The sequence below is a fragment of the Mesorhizobium sp. WSM4871 genome, from assembly GCF_055811295.1.
The window spans coordinates 461,153-481,944 of record NZ_JBVVPU010000002.1 but is presented as its reverse complement, the minus strand read 5'-3'; the positions used below and the strand labels follow the sequence as shown (position 1 = coordinate 481,944).

Below are 20,792 nucleotides of genomic sequence, written 5' to 3'. Positions count from 1 at the left end.
CGGAATCCATCGGCAAGGCCCTTCGAAGGCTGCTCTTGTTGGAAGGCAAAGCGTGATCCGTTACGCCAAACCCACCACGGTCGACGAAGCACTCGCTTTGCTTGGCGAGGCTTCGTGGCGCATTCTTGCCGGCGGCACCGATTTCTACCCGGCGCAGGGCAGCAAGCCTTTTCGAGAGAATGTCCTCGACATCAACGGCCTTGCCGCGCTGCGCGGTATCGCCGAAACAGGCGCCCATTGGGTCATCGGCGCACGCACGACCTGGACCGATCTGGTCCGCCATCCGCTGCCTGTGGCTTTCGATGCGCTGAAGCAGGCGGCCCGCGAAGTCGGCTCCGTGCAGATCCAGAATGTCGCTTCCATCGCCGGCAATCTCTGCAATGCCTCTCCGGCCGCCGACGGCGTGCCGGCGCTGCTCGTGCTCGACGCCGAAGTCGAACTGCGTTCGGCGATGACGGTCCGCACTTTGCCGCTGCAAGAATTCATCCTCGGCAACCGCCGCACGGATTTGCAGCTAGGCGAGATGGTCACGGCCATTCGCATTCCGAAACCCGCTGCTGCCGGTACATCTTGCTTCGTGAAGCTTGGCGCGCGGCGCTATCTCGTCATCTCCATTGCCATGGTGGCGGCGCGCCTCGTTATCGAGGATGGCATCGTAGGTGATGCCGCCATCGCCGTCGGCTCCTGCTCGGCTGTCGCCCAGCGCCTCGCGGGCGTCGAAGCAGCTTTGCGGGGCCTTCCGGTTGACCATGCATTGGCCGCTGCAATCCAGTCGGCGCCGATGGACGAGCTGTCGCCGATCGGCGATGTGCGTGGCAGCGCCGAATACCGGATTGATGCGGCACGCGAGATTGTTGCCTGCGCCGTGCTTGGCGCAGCGACTCAGGACGACAAGGTGGCGGCGGCATGAGCAAAGCTCAGCCTGACATGAGCAAAGGCCAGCCCGGCATGAGCGGAGCTCAGCCTGGCATGAGCGGAGCTCAGCCTGGCATGAGCATGGAATGCGCCGATATCGCTTTCGAGGTCAACGGCGCCGCTGTTTCCGCGTGCGTACCACCGCTGCGCCGGCTCTCCTCGGTGCTGCGCGATGAACTGCATCTCACCGGCACCAAGGTCGGCTGCGACGCCGGCGATTGCGGCGCCTGCACCGTGCTGGTCGACGGCGAACCCGTCTGCGCCTGCCTGATGCCGGCGGCCTCAGTGGCCGGCGCGGCGGTGACGACCGTCGAAGGCCTTGCCAATGGCCGGCTGTCGGCGCTGCAGGTGTCGTTCCTCGACCATGGCGCAGCGCAATGCGGCGCCTGCACGCCTGGCCTTCTCGTCGCCGCGACCGCACTTCTCGACAGGCAGCCGTGCCCGAGCGAAACCGAAGTGCAGGATGCGCTGGGGGGCATCCTTTGCCGCTGCACCGGCTACCGCAAGATCATCGCCGCGGTGATGGATGCAAGACGGTTCGCGAGCGAACCATCGAACGGCGGCACCGCCCCTCATCCGCCTGCCGGCACCTTCTCCCCGTATAGCGACGGGGAGAAGGGACAAGCTCCAGCGCTGGCGACCCCCTCTCCCCGTTCTTCACGGGGAGAGGGTAAGGGTGAGGGGCAGCGCCAACTTGGCCAATTCGATCACGACCTGGACCGCAGAATGCCAGTCTCCGGCGGCGCCGTGGGCTCTTCGCCGATCCGCCTCGACGGCCTGCCCAAGGTCACCGGTGGCGAAAAATTCGGTGGCGATTCCTTTCCGGCCGATGCGCTTGCCGTACTGGTGGTCCGCTCGCCGCATTATCACGCGCGTTTTACATTCGGCGATCTCGACGCCTGGACGAAGAAACACCCTGGCATCGTCGGCATCTTCACCGCCGCCGACATTCCGGGAGAGAACTGCTTCGGTGTCATCGGTCCGTTTGCCGACCAGCCGGCCCTGGCCCAGAGCTTCGCGCGCTTTCGCGGCGAGGCGGTGGCGCTGGTCGCTGGCGAACGCGAGGCCATCCTCGATCTCGACCTTACGGATTTCCCCATTGCATGGACCGAGTTGCCGCATTTTCTGCAGCCCGGCGAAGCGCAGGCTAACGGCGCGGTATTGGTCCACGAGAACCGGCCGGCGAACCTGCTCACCTCCGGCTTTGTCGAGCGCGGCGACCCCGAAGCCGCCCTTGCCGGCGCCGCTTTCACCGTCTCCGGCGCCATCGACACATCCTATGTCGAGCACGCCTATATCGAGCCGGAAGCCGGCTATGCCTATATGGATGGCGACACGCTCGTCGTCGTCGCCTGCACCCAGGCGCCCTACATGGACCGCGACGACACGGCAAAGGTACTTGGCCTTGCCGTCGACAAGGTGCGCATTGTGCCGACCGCCACCGGCGGCGGCTTCGGCTCGAAGCTCGATGTCTCGTTGCAGCCGCTGATCGGCCTCGTCGCCATGAAAACCGGACGGCCGGCCGCACTCGCCTACACCCGTAACGAATCGATGATCTCGACCACCAAGCGTCATCCGGCCGAGATGAGCGCGACCATAGGCGCCGATGCCGATGGGCTTGTCACCTGCATGGTCTTTTCAGGCGATTTCAACACCGGCGCCTATGCGAGCTGGGGGCCGACAGTCGCCAATCGCGTACCGGTGCACGCCTCTGGCCCCTATCTGACGCCGAATTACCGCGCCGAAGGCCGCGCCATCCACACGCACGGTCCGATCTCCGGCGCCTTCCGTGGCTTCGGCGTGCCACAGGCGACGATCATGCAGGAAACCCTCTATGACGAGCTGGCCGAGAAACTAGGGCTGGATCGGCTCGATTTTCGTTTGAAAAACTGCCTTCGGAACGGATCCGAAACGGTTACTGGCCAGAAACTGGACTCCGGGGTCGGCATTGCCGAATGCCTTGAAGCGCTGCGGCCGCATTGGTCACACGCGCTCGCCGATGCCGAGGCGTTCAATGCCACGAACGGGGCAAAAAAGCGCGGCGTCGGTGTCGCCTCCTGCTGGTATGGCTGCGGCAACACCTCGCTGCCCAATCCATCGACCATAAAGGTTGGCATCTCGGCTGAAGGCGATGTCGTGCTGCATCAAGGCGCCGTCGATATCGGGCAAGGCTCGAACACCGTGATTAGCCAGATATGCGCCGACGCGCTTGGGCTGCCGTTGGAGAAGTTCCGGCTGAAAAGCGCCGACACCGCGATCACGCCCGACGCCGGCAAGACCTCGGCCTCACGCCAGACCTTCGTCACCGGCAAGGCCGCCGAAAAGGCCGGCCGCGCCTTGCGCGACGCGATCCTGCGCTTCGCCAACGTGTCGGAGAGGGCGGCGATCGCCCTCGATGGGACAAGCCTGATCATCCGTGAGGGCGAAGCGATGCGGCATATCGATCTTTCCACGCTGAAAACCGACGCCGACGGCTTCGTCTTCCGTGCCGAGGAAACCTATGACCCGCCGACACTGCCGCTCGATGCCAAGGGCCAGGGCAAGCCGTACGCCGTCTATGGCTATGGCGCGCAGATCGCCGAACTCGAAGTCGACCTCAGGCTCGGCACCGTGAAGCTCATGAAAATCACCGCCGCGCACGATGTCGGCAAGGCAATCAACCCGCTGCTGGTCGAAGGCCAGATCGAGGGCGGCATTGCGCAAGGCATCGGCATGGCGCTGATGGAAGAATACATCCCCGGCCGCACCGAGAACCTGCACGACTATCTCATCCCGACCATCGGCGACGTGCCGCCGATCGAGACCATCCTGATCGAAGTTCCGGACCCGGAAGGACCCTTTGGCGCCAAGGGTCTGGGCGAGCACGTGCTGATCCCGACAGCGCCGGCGATCCTCAACGCCATCCGCCATGCCACCGGCGTCCTGGTCACCAAGGTGCCGGCGACGCCGAGCCGCATTCGCGCGGCGATCCGCGACAAGGAGGCACGCCGATGAGCGAGCTTGCCGAACGTTTCGAAACGCACGACCCCGGCGAAAAGCAGGTGGCGGAGAAGATCCGCTGCGATGCCTGTCCGGTCATGTGCTACATCGCTGACGGCCGTACCGGCGCCTGCGACCGCTACGGCAATGTCGGCGGCCGCATCGTGCGCATGGATCCGCTGACCATCCTCGACCATGCGGCTGAGGCCGGCGGCACGGTCGTCCCCTTTGTCGCCGAGGGCGAACAATGGAACGGTGAACTGGTCAATACCGGCCGCCGCTTCGTTACCGCGATCGGCGCCGGCACCACTTATCCCGACTACAAACCGGCTCCGTTCATCGTCAGCCAGCAGGTCGAGGGCGTCGATCTCGTCACCGTGGTCACCGAGGGCATCTTCTCCTATTGCGGCGTCAAGGTGAAGATCGACACCGACCGCCATTTAGGCCCGGAAACCGCGACCGTTCGCGCCGGAGGCGAGGCCATCGGCCATGTCACCACGGGCGAATACGGCTCGCAGATGCTGTCGCTTGGCGGCGTGCATCATTTCACCGGCGGCTCCAAGGCTGAGGGCCGCGCCACATGTGACGCGCTGCTCAATTTGTGCAACCGCAAGCCCGTAGAACTGACCATCGACGGCGGCGCTGCGGTCATTGTCGAAGCCGGCAAACCGCCGGTCATCGACGGCAAGGTCGAACACCGCATGCGGGTCGGCTGCGGCTCGGCCACCATCGGCATGTTCGCCACCCAGTGGCGCGGCCTGGTCGACGAAGTGGTGGTGGTCGACGACCACATCACCGGCGTCGTCTCCGAGCATCAGGCCGGCAAGGTGCTGGGCTGGCAGGACACCGGGATCAAGATCATCGGCCGACGCTCGACGCCTGGCCGCTATTTCAAGGTGTCGGAGCCCGGCCTCGGCTGGGGCGGCACCAGCATTTCCGACCCGCTGTCGATCCTTGGCGAGTGGAACGCCAAGAAGGGCGCGCGCCCCGGCCTGTCGCTGCTGATGGTTTCGACCACCGGCGAGCAGTTCGCCTATTACGAACTCGACGACGAGCTGAAGCCGGTCGAAAAGCCGTTCCCGGAGCGGCTGCAAAAGTCGGTCGGCCTGATCGAGGACAATTGCGAGCCGGCTTTGTGCACGGTGCTGTTCATCGGTGGCGCCGGCGGTTCGCTGCGCGCCGGCGTCACCGAGAACCCGGTCAACCTGACCCGTTCGGTGCAAGGCCTGAAGACTTACGTGACGGTCGGCGGCGCGCCGGTCTATGTCTGGCCGGGCGGCGGCATCACGCTGATGGTCGATGTTGTCAGAGTGCCGGAAGGCGCCTTCGGCTATGTGCCGACGCCGGCGCTGGTGGCGCCGATCGAGTTCACCTTGCGCCGCGATGACTATGTCAGGCTGGGTGGCTACGAGGCCGAGATCCGCAGCGTCGAGGACATCCTTGCCAAGGGCGGCGAGTATCTCAACCCGCGTCGCGGCACCGGTGCGCCGGCGAACAATCCCTGGCCGCCGCTGGCGCAATTGCGGCGCGCCGCCGCCAATGGTGCCGGGTGATGAATGGCCCGCAGGCGCACTGGCTGGAGGGCGGCAAGCGGCTGCACCTCAATCATGGCCCGATCGACCTGATCGTAGAAGCCTTTGGTGATGCCAGCGAATGTGCTGCTGCCTATCGGCAGGCGGCAACACGCTTCCAGACCATTCTTGTGGAGCTGGTCGGCGAAGTTGCCGAACTGCGCAAGCCGGCGAGCCTTGATCCGCGCGCTTTCGCTGGTCCAACGGCGCAGCGCATGGAGGCGGCAGTCTACCCGCTCGCCGAAAGTTTCATCACGCCGATGGCCGCGGTCGCCGGTTCCGTAGCCGACGAAATTCTCGCCGCTTTGCTTGCCGGAAGAAAGCTCGACCGCGCCTATGTCAACAATGGCGGTGACAGCGCGATCCATCTCGCGAGCGGTCGTTCCATGACCCTTGCTATCGCCGGGACGGGGCATGGCTTGGCGGACCGCATCACCATTCGTGCCGAGGACGGGATTCACGGCATCGCAACCAGCGGCTGGCGTGGACGTTCGTTTTCGCTGGGCATCGCCGATGCCGTCACCGTGCTGGCGCGGACGGGGGCCGAAGCCGATGCCGCTGCCACCTTGATCGCCAACGCTGTCAACCTGCCCGGCCACCCCGCCGTCAAACGCATGCCGGCGCGCGCGCTGGCACCGGATAGCGACCTGGGTGACCGGCTGGTCACAACTTCTGTCGGCCCGCTTTCACCAGCTGACATCGCCACTGCACTGGACAGCGGCCTTGCTGTCGCCGATGATTTTCGCCGAAATGGCCTGATTGCCGCCGCGGCGCTTTTCCTGGCCGGCCAAAGCCGCGTCGTTGGTTCCATGGCGCTCGCCGCGCCCAAAAAAATCCCTGGGAAGGAAGTTGCCCATGCCTGAGTTTCCGATCTTTCACCAAGGCAGGCGTGTCGCGGAGGCGTCGTGCAGACACGGCGCGATAGACATCAGGGCGCGGGGTTGGCTGCCGTGAGCGAGGAAAACCTGCTCAAGCTGGTCGAGGTCGAGGAGCCCGATGAGAACGACTACCACCTGCAGGAGCAGGTCGGCTTCATCCTGCGCAAGGCACATCAGCGCCATGTCTCGATCTTCGCCGCGCATATCGCCGACCTGACGCCGCCGCAGTTCGCCGCTCTGGCCAAATTGCGCGACGTCGGCGAGACCTCGCAGAATCAGCTTGGCACTTTAATCGCCATGGACGCCGCGACGGTCAAGGGCGTCATCGACCGGCTGAAGGCGCGTGGCCTGGTAGAACTTTCCAAGCATGAGGTCGACAAGCGGCGTCTGCTGGTCAATCTGACCGCGCAAGGCCGCGACGCAATCGAGCGCCTGATCCCGCTCGCCCGCGACATCACCGAGGAAACACTGGCGCCGCTTTCGCCCAAGGAGGTCGCCACCTTCATGAAGCTCTTGGCCAAGCTGGCCTGAGCCTGCTTGAGAAAAGCACTCCTGCCGGGCAGGCCCGACAGGAGTGCCTCGTTTCAGAGGCCGTTGTCCTTCAGGATCTGCGCGGAATTCTCCTTGGTGATCTTTTCCGTCGGCAGCGTGATGGTCTTCTCGACCTTCTCGCCGTTCAGGAACTTGATCGCCTGCCGCAACCCTTCGGCGCCCGGAGTGACGTAGGTGAAGGTCGCGGTCAGCTCGCCATTGTTGACCAGCGTCACGCCTTCGCCGGGCAGCCCGTCAATGCCGATGAACTTGATGTCCTTCTCTCGGCCGACATCCTTGGCGGCAAGATAGGCGCCATAGGCCATCGGGTCGTTGTGGCCGTAGACGAGATCGATCTTCTCGTTGTTGCGCAGCGCAGTCGCCATGATGTTGTAGGCCTGGTCCTGCTTCCAGTCGCCCGACTGCTGGTCGAGCAGATATTTGATGCCCGGCTCCTTGTCGGTGAATTCGTGGAAGCCGTCATGCCGGTCATGCGCCGGTTGTGTGCCCATGCCGCCCCAGATCTCGACGACATTGCCCGATGCCTTGCCCTTGCCGCCCAGAAGCTCGACGGCATATTCGCCGGCGGCCTTGCCGATCAGCTTGTTGTCGCCGCCGACGAACTGCGTGTAGTCCTGGGTGTCGACGTTGCGATCGAGCACGAAGACCGGGATCTTGGCGTCGACCGCCTGCTGCACGACGCCGGTCAGGCCCGCCGATTCCTTCGGCGACACCAGCAGCGCGTCGACTTCCTGGCGGATCAGGTTCTCGACATCGGCAACCTGCTTTTCGGTCTTGTCCTCGCCGTCGGTGACGATCAGCTCGACATCCGGATGCTTGGCGGCTTCCGCCAGGATGTCCTTGTTGAACTGGGCGCGCCACGGCTCGATGGTGGTCACCTGCGAGAAGCCGATCTTCCACTTCTTGTCCTGGGCAAAGGCGCTGCCGGTGGTCAGTAGCGCGGTGGTGGTCAGCAGGGCCGCGCTGACGGCGGCAAGTTTCAGCATGTCACGTCGTTTCATTTCTTGTTTCCTCCAAGATTTAGAGACGGGGTCTCTTTTGACGGCCGCTTTGCCGCGGCCGTTTCCTTGTGCGTCTGCCCGCCCCACAAGGGAGCAAACAGCAGGCGCAGATAGAAGAGAAGATCAGCGGCATTGCGCTCCTGCACGAGCACGGTGCCGATGATAATCATCCCTTTCAGCACGAGCTGAAGGTTCGAATTGATGTTGTGCAATTGCAGGATGTTCGACAGCAGTCCGAAGATCAGCACGCCGCAGAATGTGCCGATCAGGCTGCCGCGTCCACCCATCAGGCTGGTGCCGCCGATGACCACCGCGGCAATGGCGTCGAGTTCCAGCCCGGCGCCGGCATCCGGCTTGCCTTGCCGATATTGCGCGACATAAAGCACCGCCGCGATGCCCGCGAGCAGCCCTGAGACCGCATAGGTGGCGATCTTGACGCGCCCGGCGGCGATGCCGGAAAGCCGCGCCGCCTCTTCATTGCCGCCGATGGCGTAGACATAGCGGCCGAACGGCGTGAAGCGCAGCACCGCGCCATAGATCAGGATCGCGCCGAGGAAGAACAGGCCCGGCATCGGGATGACGCCGAACACCAGCGAGCGCAGCATCTCGAATTCGGCGGTGGCGTTCGATCCCGTATAGACCGGGAGAACCGCATTGTTCTGGCCGGCGGTCAGCCGCGCGATGCCGAGCGCCGTCACCATCATCGCCAGCGTGACGATGAACGGTTGCAGCCGGCCGGCAACGATGATGAAGCCGTTGAGCGCGCCGAACAAAAGGCCGACGCAAGGCGCCACCAGCAGCACCCCGAGCACGCCGAACTTCGTGCTGATCTGCGGCAGCAGGAACCATAGTGCGAGGCAACAGAGGATCACCCCGACAATGCCGGGCGCGACCAGTCCGCGGACGCTGTCCAGCCTGACGTCGCGCATGGCCTCCGCGCCGGCGCGCGACTTTGCCAGGTTCAGCAGGATGAAACGGGTGACGAGGATGCCCAGGCAAAGCGCCACCAAGGCGACGGTCGGGACGCCCAGTACCACGCCCGGCGTCACGCCCGGCACCGTCAGCAGCATGGCGCAGACCACGGTGCAGATCGCCATCAGCGAACCGACGGAGAGGTCGATGCCGCCGGTGATGATCACCGCCGTCATGCCGGTGGCGATCAGCCCGGTGGTCGATACCTGGCGCAGCACATCGAGCAGATTGCCGTAAGACAGGAAGATGTTGTTGCCCTTCGAGCTGATCGGCGAACCGAGCACACCGATCAGGAAGATGGCGATCAGGCCCCAATAGAGCTTGGTCCGGGACAGCACGCTCAACAGGCTCATGCGGCTGGCCTCGCTATCGTCCGGCGTGGTGCCGCAAGCCGCATGATCGCCTCCTCGCTGGCCTGTTCGCGTGAGAGGATCCCGGTCTGGCGGCCGTCGGCCATGACCAGGATACGGTCGGAAAGATGCAAAAGTTCCGGCAATTCCGAGCTGATGACGGCGATGGCGAGCCCATCCCGCGCCAGCTTGAAGATGAGATCGTAGATTTCCCGCTTGGCGCCGACATCGATGCCGCGCGTCGGCTCGTCCAGCAAAAGCACCCGCGGCCTTGTCGCCAGCCATTTGCCGATGACGACCTTCTGCTGGTTGCCGCCGGACAGCGTGCCGGCCGGTTGTTCGATATCCTCGCAGCGTATGCCGAGCGCCCGGACCGCATGCCGGGCCAGCCCCTGTTCGCCGGCAATCGAGCGGATGCCGAACCGCGCCAGCGCGCCGACCAGCGGTAGCGCCACATTGTCTGATATCGATGCCTTGAGATGCAGCCCTTGCGTCTTGCGGTCCTCGGTCACCAGTGCGATGCCGAGCCTGCGGGCATCACGCGGCGAACGGATAGCCACCGGCTCGCCGTCGAGCCTGATGTCGCCGCCTGCGCGCCCGCCGCTGGAGCCGAAGATCGTTTCCAGGATTTCGGTTCGGCCCGAGCCCAGCAGCCCGCCTATGCCCAGGATCTCGCCTTCGGCAAGTTCGAAGCTGACGCCGTCGAGCACCGTGCGCCAGCCATGGCGCTCCGGTTTCGACAACGACAAGGCGCTGACGGACAACACGGTCTTGCCGCTGGCGCTGCGTTCGTGCTGCGAGGAGGCAAGCAGGTCCCGCCCGACCATCGCCGAAATGATGGCGTTTTCGTCGAGCCTTGCCATATCGTCGGTCAGCACATGGCGTCCGTCGCGAAACACCGTGACGCGACTCGCCAGATGCATGACCTCGTCGATCCGGTGCGAGATATAGACGATCGCCACGCCACTGTCGGCGAGCTGGCGGATGATGCGGAACAGCCTCTGGCATTCCGCCGGCGAAAGCGCGGAGGTCGGCTCGTCCATGATCAGGATGCGCGCCGACATCGACAGCGCCTTGGCAATTTCGACCAGTTGCTGCTCGCCGACGCGCAAGGCGCCGACACGCGCTTCCGGGTTGAGTTCGATGCCGAGCCGCTGCAACAGCGCGCCGGCGGCGCGGCTGCTTGCCTTGCGGTCGACGACCAGCCCGGCAATCAGCTTTTCGCGCCCCAGGAAGATATTGTCGGCAACGCTGAGTTCGGGGACCAGGTTGAGTTCCTGGTGGATGATGGCGATGCCGGCATCCTCGGCGTCGCGGACACGGGCAAAACGAATCGCGTGGCCATCGACGCTAACCGTGCCGTCGTAGTCGGTGTAGACGCCGGACAGGATTTTCATCAGCGTCGACTTGCCGGCACCGTTTTCTCCCATCAGCGCATGGACCTCGCCGCTTCTCAGCTCGAAGTCGACATCGACGAGGGCGGCGATGCCGCCGAATGTCTTGGAGATATGCTCGGCGCTCAGAACGACGTCCGGGCGATCGGCCGCCACAACGTCCCCGGACAGGATGGGATTAGCGTGCTCCATGACAAGAACGGCCTCCCTCCGTCGTCGTCGAACCTTCCGAACGCTAATCTAAACGTTTCGATCGTGTCAAGCCGATATGTGATGGTGCGGGATCACCGCATTTCAATTCTTGCGCAAATACGTAAGATTCCGTAGGTGTTACAGCCAAAGGGCGGTGAAACGTTTCGAAAAATGACGGCGTCAGGGCGAAAGAAGCAGCGAAAGTCCACGGCTCCGACCATGCTGCACGTGGCCGAGGCAGCGCGCGTTTCGGTGGCCACCGTCTCGGCGCTGATCAACGGTACCGCGACCGTCAGCCCCGAGCTTAGCCAGCGCATCGAACAGGCGATCCGCGACATCGGCTACAAGCGCAACGCGATCGCCCGCAGCCTGAAGATGGGCACGACCCGCACCATCGGGCTGACCGTTCCGCATATCACCAATCCGTTCTTCACCGACGTCGTTTCGGTCATCCAGCAGGCATTCGATCGCGCCGGCTATGCGGTCATGCTGTGCTGCACGGACGAGGATCTGAACACGCAGGACGACCAGATCAGGCTGCTGCTCGACCGCATGGTTGACGGGCTGATCGTCGCGCGCGTCGGCGACGGCGCGATCCTGAAGGGAATTGTCGACGACGCCAACGTGCCGGTGGTGCTGCTCGACCGTGTTTGCGAAGGCGTCGACACCGACAGTGTCGTTCTCGACAACCAGCGCGCGGTGTTCGACGCCATCACCTATCTGATCGATCTCGGCCACCGGCGCATCGGTTACATCTCCGGATCGTTCGACATCTCGCCCATGCATGACCGCATGTCGGGCTATCGCGAGGCACTCCAGGCGGCCGGCCTGCCGGTCGAGAACGAACTGGTCCGTTTCGGCAACTTCCACGAAGTCGACGGCTATAATGCCACGATGCAGCTTCTGTCGTTGCACGACCGTCCGAGCGCCATCTTTTCGGCCAATAACCCGATGGTGATCGGCACCATGAAGGCGATCCGCGATATCGGGCTGTCCTGCCCGCAGGATATTTCGGTTGCCTGTTTCGATGATTTCCCCTGGTCGGATGTGTTCCAGCCCCAGTTGACCACGGTTTCCCAGCCGGTGCAGGCGATCGGCGAACAGACGGCCAACCTGCTGCTCGACCGGCTCGCCGGCAACAGGGACGCACCGCCGCGCAAGCTGACGCTCAAAGGCCGCCTGATGATCCGCAATTCATGCCGGCCGCTCGGAGCGGTCGCGCAGAGCGTCAACGCGTAACGCGCCAGTTTCGAGAAGAACGTCAGGCCGCTTGCGAGAGCGATTTGTGGGCTTCGGCCAGGATCTCGAAGGAGCGCAGCCGCGCGCCATGGTCGAAAATCTGCGCGGTGACCATCAGCTCGTCGGCGCCGGTACGGCGCACGAAGGCGTCAATGCCCTGCCGGACCGTTTCGGGAGCGCCGACCACCGCGCAGGACAGCGCCTGGCCAAGCATGGTTTTGGCCATCGGGTCGAGGTCGCGGTCATAATTTTCGACTGGCCGCGGCAAGCGGCCAGCGCGGCCGGTGCGCAGGTTGACGAACGCCTGCTGCAGCGAGGTGAACAACAGCCGCGCCTCGGCGTCGGTGGGTGCGGCAAAGACGTTGAGCCCGAGCATGACATAGGGCTTGTCGAGCTGCTCCGACGGCTTGAAGCGCGAGCGATAGATCTCCAGCGCATGGTCGAGCTCGGCTGGTGCGAAATGCGAGGCGAAGGCGTAGGGCAGGCCGAGCAAGGCCGCGAGTTGCGCGCCATAAAGGCTGGAGCCCAGGATCCAGACCGGCACTTTTTGGCCCTCGCCAGGCACGGCGCGGATGCGCTGGCCCTCTTCGGCCGGCTGAAAATAGCCCATCAGCTCGACGACATCCTGCGGGAAATTGTCGGCGCCAGCATCGAGATTGCGGCGCAATGCGCGCGCGGTCGCCATATCGGTGCCGGGCGCGCGGCCGAGGCCAAGGTCGATGCGGCCCGGATACAACGCGTTAAGCGTGCCGAACTGCTCGGCGATGACCAGCGGCGAATGGTTTGGCAACATGATGCCGCCGGCGCCGACGCGGATCGTCTTGGTGCCGCCGGCGACATGGGCGATGACGACGGATGTGGCCGCACTTGCGATGCCCGGCATGTTGTGGTGCTCGGCCAGCCAGTAGCGCTTGTAGCCCAGCCGCTCGGCATGGCGAGCGAGATCGAGCGAATTGGCGAGCGATTGCGAAGCGTTGCTGCCTTCGACGATCGGCGACAGGTCGAGAACGGAAAGAGCGGTCATGGGCGCGGATCCTGTGTAGGGATCGGATGTAGGGAGCGACCGGCGACGCCGCAAATTCAAAATATTGATCAGCCCTTTGCAGGTCCGGTGCCGGCGATGTCGTCCTCCTCGACCACTGCCATATGTTGCGCCGCCAGGAAATTGCCGACATGGCTGAGGCCGTCGAAATGGTCGCAGAACACCTTGATGACGACCAGCAGGGGCACAGCCATCAGCGCGCCGACGAAACCCCATAGCCAGGACCAGAAGGCGATGGCGATGAAGATCGCCACCGCGTTGATCTCGAGGCGTCGGCCAACCACCATCGGCGTCACGAACTGGCCTTCGACGATGTCGCACAACAGCACGAAGGCTGGCGCCAGCAACGCGTAGGGGATGGTGTCGAAACTGATCAGCGCGATGATCGAGACAAGTGTGATGGTGATCAGCGGTCCGACATAGGGCAGGAAATTGAGCAGGGCGGCAGCCGCGCCCCAGACCATCGGATTGGGCATGCCGAGCGCCCAGAGGCCGAGGCCGGTCACCGTGCCGAGACCCGCATTGATCACCGAGACGGTGAGCAGATAATGCGAAATCTCTTGCTCGACGTCGTAGACGACCCGCAATGCCCGTTTCTTCTCGCTGAGGCTGGCGAAGGACTGGATGATCTTTTCATAAAACATCGTGCCCGAGGCGAGCAGGAACAGCGACAGCACGAAGACGATGGTGATGCTCGTGGCCGCCGACAGCACATTGTCCGCCGCTTGCGAGAGAATGCCCGATGGCGCGAGCGCCACCCGCTGCACGCCGGCGTCCTGCGACGGTGTCATCATACCTTCCAGCTGATGGGAAATCTCCATGATCCTTTCGAACGGGCGCCGCAGCTGTTCGAGGCGCTCGGTGAGCTGCAGGCCGATCGAAGAGGAGTTGTTGATGAGGTCGATGACCGGACCGCTGAGCAGATAGCCTGCAATCGCGACAAAACAGACGGACAGCAGCACCAAGAAACTCGCTGACAGCACGTCAGGCACCCCATGCTTGCGTAGGAAGCGCACGATGGGGGTCAGCGTCAGCGCCAGCAGAAAGGCCAGGATGACCGGCATGAAGAAGGCGCGGCCGAAATAGAGCGCATAGACGACCATCAGAACAAAGATGCCGACGAGCAGCGAGCGCATCAGACGCGTATCCGCCCGCGCCTCGACGCGCGGGTCCGGGCTCTCGCCAACGCCAGCGCCCGAAGCGGTCGGTTCGGCTTTCATCATTTCCCCTCGGGCACACCGGATCGGAGCGGCTCCTCGGCCCAAAACGCCCTTGTCGCGCCAAAGTTCCGTTAGCCGGCGATGACGCAAGGTATTGCATGGCTGATCCCGATCCTGTCGGGATGATCTGGCGTCATGCCTTGCGGGACTGCCGGGAATCAGGCGACTGGCGCGGTCGTCGTGGAAACGCTCTTCGCCGTCTCCTTGCGCACGAGCGGCGCCACCTTGGTACCGTAGAGTTCGATTGCCTTCATGACCTTGGCATGCGGCATGATGCCGATCGCCATCTGCAGCAGGAAGCGGTCGTTGCCGAATATCCTGTGCTGGGCAACGATCTTCTCGGCCACCTGTTCGGGATTGCCGACGAACAACGCGCCGTTCGGGCCGCGCGACTGGTCGAAATGCGCCCGCGATGTCGGACCCCAGCCGCGCTCACGGCCGATGCGGTTCATCACCTCTGCCTGCGGCCCATAGAAATCGTCGGCAGCTTGGTCCGTCGTTTCGGCGATGAAACCATGCACGTTCAGGCTGGTGGCCAGGTCTCCCAGGTCATTGCCGGCCCGCCTGGCCGCATCCCGGTAGATGTCGAACAGCGGCGCGAACCGGGCCGGCTCGCCACCGATGATCGCCAGCGCCAGCGGCAGGCCGAGCACGCCCGCGCGGGCGGCGGATTGCGGCGTACCGCCGATGGCGATCCAGATCGGCAATCTGTCCTGCAAGGGCCGGGGATAGATACCGCGATCATTGATCGGCGCGCGCAGCCTGCCCGACCATGTCACGTTGACGCTGTCACGGATCGCGAGCAGCAGGTCGAGTTTTTCGGCAAAGAGCTCGTCATAATCCTCGAGATTGTAGCCGAACAGCGGGAAGGATTCGATGAACGAGCCGCGCCCGGCCATGATCTCGGCGCGACCGCCGGACAAAAGGTCGAGTGTCGCAAACTGCTGGAAGACGCGAACCGGATCGTCGGAAGACAGGACGGTCACCGCGCTGGTCAGCTTGATGCGCTTCGTGCGCTCCGCCGCCGCCGCTAGGGCGACGACCGGCGCCGAGGCGGCATAATCGGGGCGATGATGCTCGCCCAGCCCGAACACGTCGAGGCCGATCTGGTCGGCCAGCTCGATTTCCTCGATCAGATTGCGCAGCCGCTCATGCGGACCGATTGCGCCGGGACCCGGCTCCGGGCTGACGTCGGCGAATGTATAGAGACCAAGTTCCATTTGATGTCATCCCGGTGACTTCATTGTCGCGATAGAGGTAGCGATCAGCCTGCCGCGCCGCCAGAGGGCCGGACTGTGAACAGTGAATGTCTGGTGCAGCGAACGTCTCCCGGCTGCAACAGCTCACAATTTCATGGCTGGTATACTGTTTTGGCGCTTGAACTCTCGGCATTCGCGCGTATGTAAGCGTCGCAAATTGACTTCAGGGAAGTGGAATTGGCTATCTACAGGGAAAAAGACATTTTCGAGCGGCGCAATGCCGCAAACGAGGCAAAGAAGGCGCTTCTGGAGCGCTTCAAGTCAAAGCCGGCGGCAGATGATCCTGCGGTGCTGGCACGACAGGCCGAGCGCAAGGCAATCCTCGAGGCGCGTGCGATACGCGAGGCTGAAAAGGCCAGGCTGAAGCAGGAAAAGCTCGCGCGCGAGGCGGCCGAAAGGGCCGAGCGCGAGGCAGCGGCTGAAGCGGCGCGGATCGCAGCGGAAGAAGCGGCACAGGCGGAAGCAAAGATTCGCGAAGCCGAAGAGAACGAGCGTATCGCTCGTTTGCTCGCTGACGAGGCCGAACGCAAGGCCAAGCGCGACGCGCGTTATGCGGCGCGCAAGCAGCGCACCGGCCGGACGCCTCCGGGCTTCTCCGCCCGCTAGCGTTCAAGGCGCCATCGGCACAATCACGATCAGGGTCGCCCCACAGCGGCCCTGAAGGCGTTTGTCTGCGAGCCTGAAAGTCAGGCCGCCAGTTTCAGCCCCATGATGCCGCAGACGATCAGCGCGATGCAGCCCAACCGGATCGCCGTCGCCGGCTCGCCAAGCAGCCAGATGCCGAGCAGCGCGGTGCCGACCGTGCCGATGCCGGTCCACACTGCATAGGCGGTGCCGACGGGCAATGCCTTCAGCGCCAGGCCGAGCAGGCCCAGGCTGACGATCATCGAGGCGACAGTCAGGATGGTCGGCAACGGTTTGGAGAAACCGTCGGTGTATTTGAGACCGATCGCCCAGCCGATCTCGAACAGGCCGGCGAAAAACAGAAAAATCCACGACATCGGATACGCTCCACTGCTGCGTGTCGCCCAAAAGTGCGCAGCGGTTTTGGGAATAACGACTCGCACAGAGCAACACTTGATGGCGGGGCGTCCCGTCCGATTTTTCAGGGAAGGCGCGAGGTCGTCCTCGCGGCTTCGATTTAGGGAGCTTCGCCCGTCCAATCGACAAAACGCCGGCAGCATATGTTCATGCCGCCGGTTTGAAATCCGCGCCGAAACAGATTGGAGCCGGCCTACTTGTCCTTGAGCCTCGTCGCCTTGACCGGCGGCGCCTTGAGCGCCGGGGCCGCGACGGGCTTCTTCGCGTCCTTCTTCGGCTTGCGGGCTTCCTTGCCCGCCTTCATCGCACCTTTAGCCATGATTCGTTCCTCCAATGGGTGGCGCGCCAAGTGAAACAAGAGATTGGCCCGACCGCAAGGGGCTGTTGCGTCCCGGTGCGCCAGTTGAGGGGCTGTCAACGCTTTTTCCATTTTCCTCGTCAACGGCTCCAGTCCATGCCATGGTCTTGCCTGCACTGCGGCATCTATTCGGTTTTTCTTCGGATGATGATCAGGCAGGCCGGTCAGGACGACAATGCGAATCCACATCGGCTGCGAGATGAGCTTCGACTTCCCGCAGGAAACACCGCTGATCGCGATGCTCAATGTCCACTATTCCAGGGCATCCGATCTCGAACGGCCGGATTTCCTGACCTCGAACCCACCGGTGCCGATCGAAAGCTACCGCGACACCTTCGGCAACTGGTGCAACCGTTTCGTGGCGCCGCCTGGCCGCTTCACATTCGGTACCGACGCGGTGATCCGCGACCCCGGCACTTTCGAAATGGGCGACCTGATGGCGTGGCAGCACGAGGTGCGCGACCTGCCGTCGGAGACGCTGCTGTTCCTGCTGCCCAGTCGCTTTTGCGAGAGCGATCTGCTGGCAGATGACGCATGGCGGCTGTTTGGCCACACGCCCCTTGGTATTCCGCGTGTGCAAGCGGTCTGCGACTTCGTCCACAACCACATCGCCTTCAACTACGGCAATGCGCGGCCGACACGCACCGCCGCCGAAGCCTATCGTGAGCAGAGCGGCGTCTGCCGCGACTTCGCCCACCTCGCTGTCGCCTTCTGCCGGGCGCTCAACATTCCGACCCGCTACTGCACCGGCTACATCAGCGACATCGGCCTGCCGAAGCCGTGGGCGAGCATGGATTTCTGCGCCTGGATGGAGGTCTACCTCGGCGGCCGCTGGCACGCTTTCGATCCGCGCAACAACGCTCCGCGCATCGGCCGCATCCTGATCGCTTCCGGCCGCGATGCGGCCGATGTGCCGCTCACCCATATTTTCGGGCCGGGCACGCTTGCCAGCTTCAAGGTGTGGACCGACGAAGTCATCGAATAGGGTGCTCTCGGCGCCCCGCCTTCCACATTGAACGACTGCACATTTCCCGCGTTGTGAAAGGCGGTGGAGCTTCGACGGGTTGACCGCTAAGCTCGGGCATCGAACGGGACAGCACACCATGGCGGCGCATGGCGGGTCGAAAAAGGTCATCTACGCGGCGCTCGCCGGCAATCTGGCGATCGCGTTGACCAAATTCGCCGCCGCATTCTTCACCGGCAGCTCGGCGATGCTGTCGGAAGGCGTGCACTCGCTTGTCGACACCGGCAATGGCGGACTGCTGCTCTACGGCATGCACCGCGCCGCCCGCCCGCCGGACCACACGCATCCGCTCGGCCATGGCCGCGAACTCTATTTCTGGAGCTTCATCGTCGCCCTCCTCGTCTTTGCCTTGGGCGCCGGGGTGTCATTCTACGAAGGCGTGATCCACATCATGGCGCCCGAGCCGGTCGCCAACGTCAAGGTCAACTACATCGTGCTTGGCATCGCCTTCCTGTTCGAAGGCGGCTCGTGGTGGGTGGCGCTGAAGGAATTCCGCAAGCAGAAGGGCAGGCTCGGTTGGTTCGAGGCGGTGCGGGTCAGCAAGGATCCCAGCGTCTACACCGTGCTATTCGAGGACAGCGCGGCGCTTCTCGGCCTGATCGTCGCCTTCGCCGGCATATTGGCGGCGGAAGTGCTGGAGGTGCCGGAACTCGACGGCGCCGCCTCGATCGGCATCGGCCTCATTCTCGGCGCGACCGCGATCTTCCTGGCGCGCGAAAGCAAGGGCCTGCTCATGGGCGAGCCGGCATCGCCCGAAGTGCAGGAGAAGGTGCTGGCCATCGCCCAGCAGGACCCGGCGGTGCAGCGCGCAAACGGCATATTGAGCGTCCATATCGGTCCGAAGGAAATCGTCGCCGGCTTGAGCATCGAGTTCGAGGATCATCTGACCGCGCCCGAGATCGAGGCCTGCGTTGAGCGCATCGAGGCGCGGCTGAAGATGGATGTGCCGGAAGTCACGCGCCTGTTTGTCAAACCGCAGACAACTGGTACCTGGGAGCAGCGGCATAAGATTGTTGAAGCTGCGTCGGGAGAGTAGCCGGATTGTGCCGGCTAAAATACCAGCGAAGCAAGGAGGAGCGAAGATGAAAATCGACGGCGGCTGCCATTGTGGAGCCATCACCTATGAGGCGGAGGTCGATCCGGAAAAGACCGCGATCTGCCACTGCACAGACTGCCAGCAACTGACCGGCACGGCCTTTCGCGTCACCGTTCCCGCGCCTGAGGATCACTACCGGATCACCCGGGGCGCGCCGAAGGTCTACATCAAGACAGTGGCGAGTGGCGCTAAGCGCACCCAGGCCTTCTGCGCCGACTGCGGTTCGCATCTTTACGCAACGTCGGTCGGCGATGGCCCGAAAATCTATGGGATCAGGGTGGGCACCGCGCGGCAACGCCAGGATTTGATCCCGAGACACCAGAAGTGGCACAGATCGGCTCTGCGCTGGCTTCCGGAATTTCAGGATATGACAACCGTGGAAGAGCAGTAGCCGCTCTCTCGCTTGTCAGTCGTCGCCTTCGACAACCCGCAGCCTGAGCTGGCCGGTCTTCGAATCAGCGACACGCGGGCCGGTTTCCACTTTCGCGCCGGGAACCCGTGAGGCTGCGTCCGGGCCGGCATCGCCATCCGGCTGGGTTCCAAACTCCAGCGCCTCGATCTTCTGCCCGCGCTTCGTCACCTTCGAGGTGGAGACGAGGATGTCGTCGATGTCCTTGGCCGCTTGGCCGAAATGGGTCTGCAGCCGGCGCACCCGGTCGTCGACACGCGCAACATCCTCCATCAGCCGGACGACTTCGCCCTGGATCAGATGCGCCTGCTCGCGCATGCGTGCATCCTTGAGGATCGCCTGGATGACCTGGATCGACAGCATCAGCAATGATGGCGAGACGATAATGATGCGGGACCGGTGAGAGCGTTGCACCACCCCCTCGAAATTCTCATGGATCTCGGCGAACACCGATTCCGACGGCACGAACATGAAGGCGATGTCCTGGGTCTCGCCCTGGATCAGGTATTTTTCTGATATATCGCGAACATGGATCTCGATGTCGCGGCGGAAGGCTTGCGCGGCGACCTTCTGCAAATCAGCGCCATCGGCGGCGCGGATGGCGTTCCAGGCCTCCAGCGGAAACTTGGCGTCGATGGCAAGCGCCGGCGCGCCGTTCGGCATCTTGACCAGGCAGTCGGGCCGGCTGCCATTCGACAAGGTCGGCTGGAATTCGTAGGCGCCATGCGGCAGGCCGTCGGCGACGATGGCCTCCATGCGCGACTGGCCGAAGGCGCCGCGCGTCTGCTTGTTGGAAAGGATCGCCTGCAACTGCACGACCTGGCCGGCGAGCGACTGGATATTGCCTTGCGCCGTATCGATGACCGCCAGCCGCTCCTGCAGTCTGGCAAGGCTCTCATGCGTCGATTTGGTTTGCTCGGTCATGGTCTGGCCGAGCCGGCCGGTCATCGCGTCAAGCCTCTGGCCGATCGACTGCGTGAGTTCGGCCTGCCGCGCCCCGAACACATCGGCGATGGCGCCCATGCGGCCTTGCATCTCGGCCTGGCTTGCCAGGATGCCGGCCATCCGCGCCTCGGCGTCGCGGGCATGGTCGGCGGCTTCCGCGGCTGCCACAGCACGCGCCCTGGCCGACCGCCACAGCGCGATGACCAGCGCCAGGAACAGGCCAAGAAACAGGACCGCGCCGAACGCCAGAGCCTGGCCGAGCGTGATCGTGGTGGCGCCGAGCCGGGCAACGGGTTCGGACAGGATCGATGTCAGGTCATTCATGCGGCCAGCATAGCCGATTCGGCCCTCGGGC

Annotated in this window: 19 protein-coding genes; 10 read left to right on the top strand and 9 right to left on the bottom strand. The window is 64.0% G+C overall.

All coding sequences use genetic code 11. From position 1 onward, the window contains the following. Positions 1-52 precede the first annotated feature (52 nt). From AC0L2H_RS05705 to AC0L2H_RS05685, 5 genes are all read left to right on the top strand, one after another. Positions 53-910 (top strand): FAD binding domain-containing protein, encoded by an 858-nt coding sequence (locus AC0L2H_RS05705; protein WP_473589285.1) that lies wholly within the window; start codon positions 53-55, stop codon positions 908-910. Between the two features lie 59 nt (positions 911-969). After that, positions 970-3,909 (top strand): molybdopterin-dependent oxidoreductase, encoded by a 2,940-nt coding sequence (locus AC0L2H_RS05700; RefSeq protein WP_473589473.1) that lies wholly within the window; start codon positions 970-972, stop codon positions 3,907-3,909. Continuing rightward, positions 3,906-5,447: a 6-hydroxynicotinate reductase gene (locus AC0L2H_RS05695; protein WP_473589284.1), complete on the top strand. Its 1,542-nt coding sequence runs from the start codon at positions 3,906-3,908 to the stop codon at positions 5,445-5,447. Before AC0L2H_RS05700 ends, AC0L2H_RS05695 begins: the two co-directional genes overlap by 4 nt. After that, entirely contained in the window at positions 5,447-6,328 is an 882-nt protein-coding gene (locus tag AC0L2H_RS05690) for a UPF0280 family protein (protein ID WP_473589283.1), read from the top strand. The genes AC0L2H_RS05695 and AC0L2H_RS05690 overlap by 1 nt, the downstream gene beginning before the upstream one ends. An 87-nt stretch (positions 6,329-6,415) precedes the next feature. Beyond that, on the top strand, positions 6,416-6,874 hold the full coding sequence (locus tag AC0L2H_RS05685) for a MarR family winged helix-turn-helix transcriptional regulator (RefSeq protein WP_473589282.1): 459 nt from the start codon (positions 6,416-6,418) through the stop codon (positions 6,872-6,874). Between the two features lie 53 nt (positions 6,875-6,927). Here the strand turns inward: AC0L2H_RS05685 and AC0L2H_RS05680 are convergent, their stop codons facing one another. The 3 genes from AC0L2H_RS05680 to AC0L2H_RS05670 are packed head-to-tail and all read right to left on the bottom strand — an operon-like array spanning position 6,928 to position 10,804. Next, entirely contained in the window at positions 6,928-7,896 is a 969-nt protein-coding gene (locus AC0L2H_RS05680) for a substrate-binding domain-containing protein (protein WP_473589281.1), read from the bottom strand. Then, on the bottom strand, positions 7,893-9,221 hold the full coding sequence (locus AC0L2H_RS05675; protein WP_473589280.1) for an ABC transporter permease: 1,329 nt from the start codon (positions 9,219-9,221) through the stop codon (positions 7,893-7,895). The genes AC0L2H_RS05680 and AC0L2H_RS05675 overlap by 4 nt, the downstream gene beginning before the upstream one ends. After that, the gene (locus AC0L2H_RS05670; RefSeq protein ID WP_473589279.1) at positions 9,218-10,804 is read right to left on the bottom strand and encodes a sugar ABC transporter ATP-binding protein; all 1,587 of its coding nucleotides are present in this window, start codon (positions 10,802-10,804) and stop codon (positions 9,218-9,220) included. The genes AC0L2H_RS05675 and AC0L2H_RS05670 overlap by 4 nt, the downstream gene beginning before the upstream one ends. Positions 10,805-11,023: 219 nt before the next feature. Here AC0L2H_RS05670 and AC0L2H_RS05665 point away from each other — a divergent pair, with 219 nt between their 5' ends. Next, the gene (locus tag AC0L2H_RS05665; protein WP_473589278.1) at positions 11,024-12,043 is read left to right on the top strand and encodes a LacI family DNA-binding transcriptional regulator; all 1,020 of its coding nucleotides are present in this window, start codon (positions 11,024-11,026) and stop codon (positions 12,041-12,043) included. 22 nt (positions 12,044-12,065) lie between these two features. Here AC0L2H_RS05665 and AC0L2H_RS05660 read toward each other — a convergent pair whose 3' ends face one another. From AC0L2H_RS05660 to AC0L2H_RS05650, 3 genes are all read right to left on the bottom strand, one after another. Next, a complete protein-coding gene (locus AC0L2H_RS05660; RefSeq protein ID WP_473589277.1) occupies positions 12,066-13,067 on the bottom strand; it encodes an LLM class flavin-dependent oxidoreductase in 1,002 nt (333 codons plus the stop codon). A gap of 68 nt (positions 13,068-13,135) precedes the next feature. Beyond that, a complete protein-coding gene (locus tag AC0L2H_RS05655; protein WP_473589276.1) occupies positions 13,136-14,305 on the bottom strand; it encodes an AI-2E family transporter in 1,170 nt (389 codons plus the stop codon). Between the two features lie 158 nt (positions 14,306-14,463). Then, the gene (locus AC0L2H_RS05650; RefSeq protein WP_473589275.1) at positions 14,464-15,525 is read right to left on the bottom strand and encodes an LLM class flavin-dependent oxidoreductase; all 1,062 of its coding nucleotides are present in this window, start codon (positions 15,523-15,525) and stop codon (positions 14,464-14,466) included. Positions 15,526-15,741: 216 nt separating this feature from the next. Between AC0L2H_RS05650 and AC0L2H_RS05645 the strand changes: the two genes are divergently transcribed. Beyond that, the gene (locus tag AC0L2H_RS05645) at positions 15,742-16,170 is read left to right on the top strand and encodes a DUF6481 family protein (RefSeq protein ID WP_473589274.1); all 429 of its coding nucleotides are present in this window, start codon (positions 15,742-15,744) and stop codon (positions 16,168-16,170) included. 80 nt (positions 16,171-16,250) lie between these two features. Here the strand turns inward: AC0L2H_RS05645 and sugE are convergent, their stop codons facing one another. After that, positions 16,251-16,565 carry a quaternary ammonium compound efflux SMR transporter SugE gene (gene sugE, locus AC0L2H_RS05640; protein ID WP_473589273.1) on the bottom strand — a complete coding sequence of 105 codons (315 nt, stop codon included), beginning with the start codon at positions 16,563-16,565 and terminating at the stop codon, positions 16,251-16,253. A gap of 233 nt (positions 16,566-16,798) precedes the next feature. Then, positions 16,799-16,924, bottom strand: coding sequence for a hypothetical protein (locus AC0L2H_RS05635; protein ID WP_107648933.1), 126 nt, complete (start codon positions 16,922-16,924; stop codon positions 16,799-16,801). A gap of 214 nt (positions 16,925-17,138) precedes the next feature. Here AC0L2H_RS05635 and AC0L2H_RS05630 point away from each other — a divergent pair, with 214 nt between their 5' ends. The 3 genes from AC0L2H_RS05630 to AC0L2H_RS05620 all read left to right on the top strand — a co-directional run bounded on the left by AC0L2H_RS05630 (position 17,139) and on the right by AC0L2H_RS05620 (position 19,474). Then, on the top strand, positions 17,139-17,948 hold the full coding sequence (locus AC0L2H_RS05630; protein ID WP_473589272.1) for a transglutaminase-like domain-containing protein: 810 nt from the start codon (positions 17,139-17,141) through the stop codon (positions 17,946-17,948). Positions 17,949-18,066: 118 nt separating this feature from the next. Beyond that, positions 18,067-19,023, top strand: coding sequence for a cation diffusion facilitator family transporter (locus AC0L2H_RS05625; protein WP_473589271.1), 957 nt, complete (start codon positions 18,067-18,069; stop codon positions 19,021-19,023). A gap of 46 nt (positions 19,024-19,069) precedes the next feature. Continuing rightward, positions 19,070-19,474, top strand: coding sequence for a GFA family protein (locus AC0L2H_RS05620; RefSeq protein ID WP_473589270.1), 405 nt, complete (start codon positions 19,070-19,072; stop codon positions 19,472-19,474). Between the two features lie 15 nt (positions 19,475-19,489). Here AC0L2H_RS05620 and AC0L2H_RS05615 read toward each other — a convergent pair whose 3' ends face one another. Then, on the bottom strand, positions 19,490-20,761 hold the full coding sequence (locus AC0L2H_RS05615) for a DNA recombination protein RmuC (RefSeq protein ID WP_473589269.1): 1,272 nt from the start codon (positions 20,759-20,761) through the stop codon (positions 19,490-19,492). Positions 20,762-20,792 lie beyond the last annotated feature (31 nt).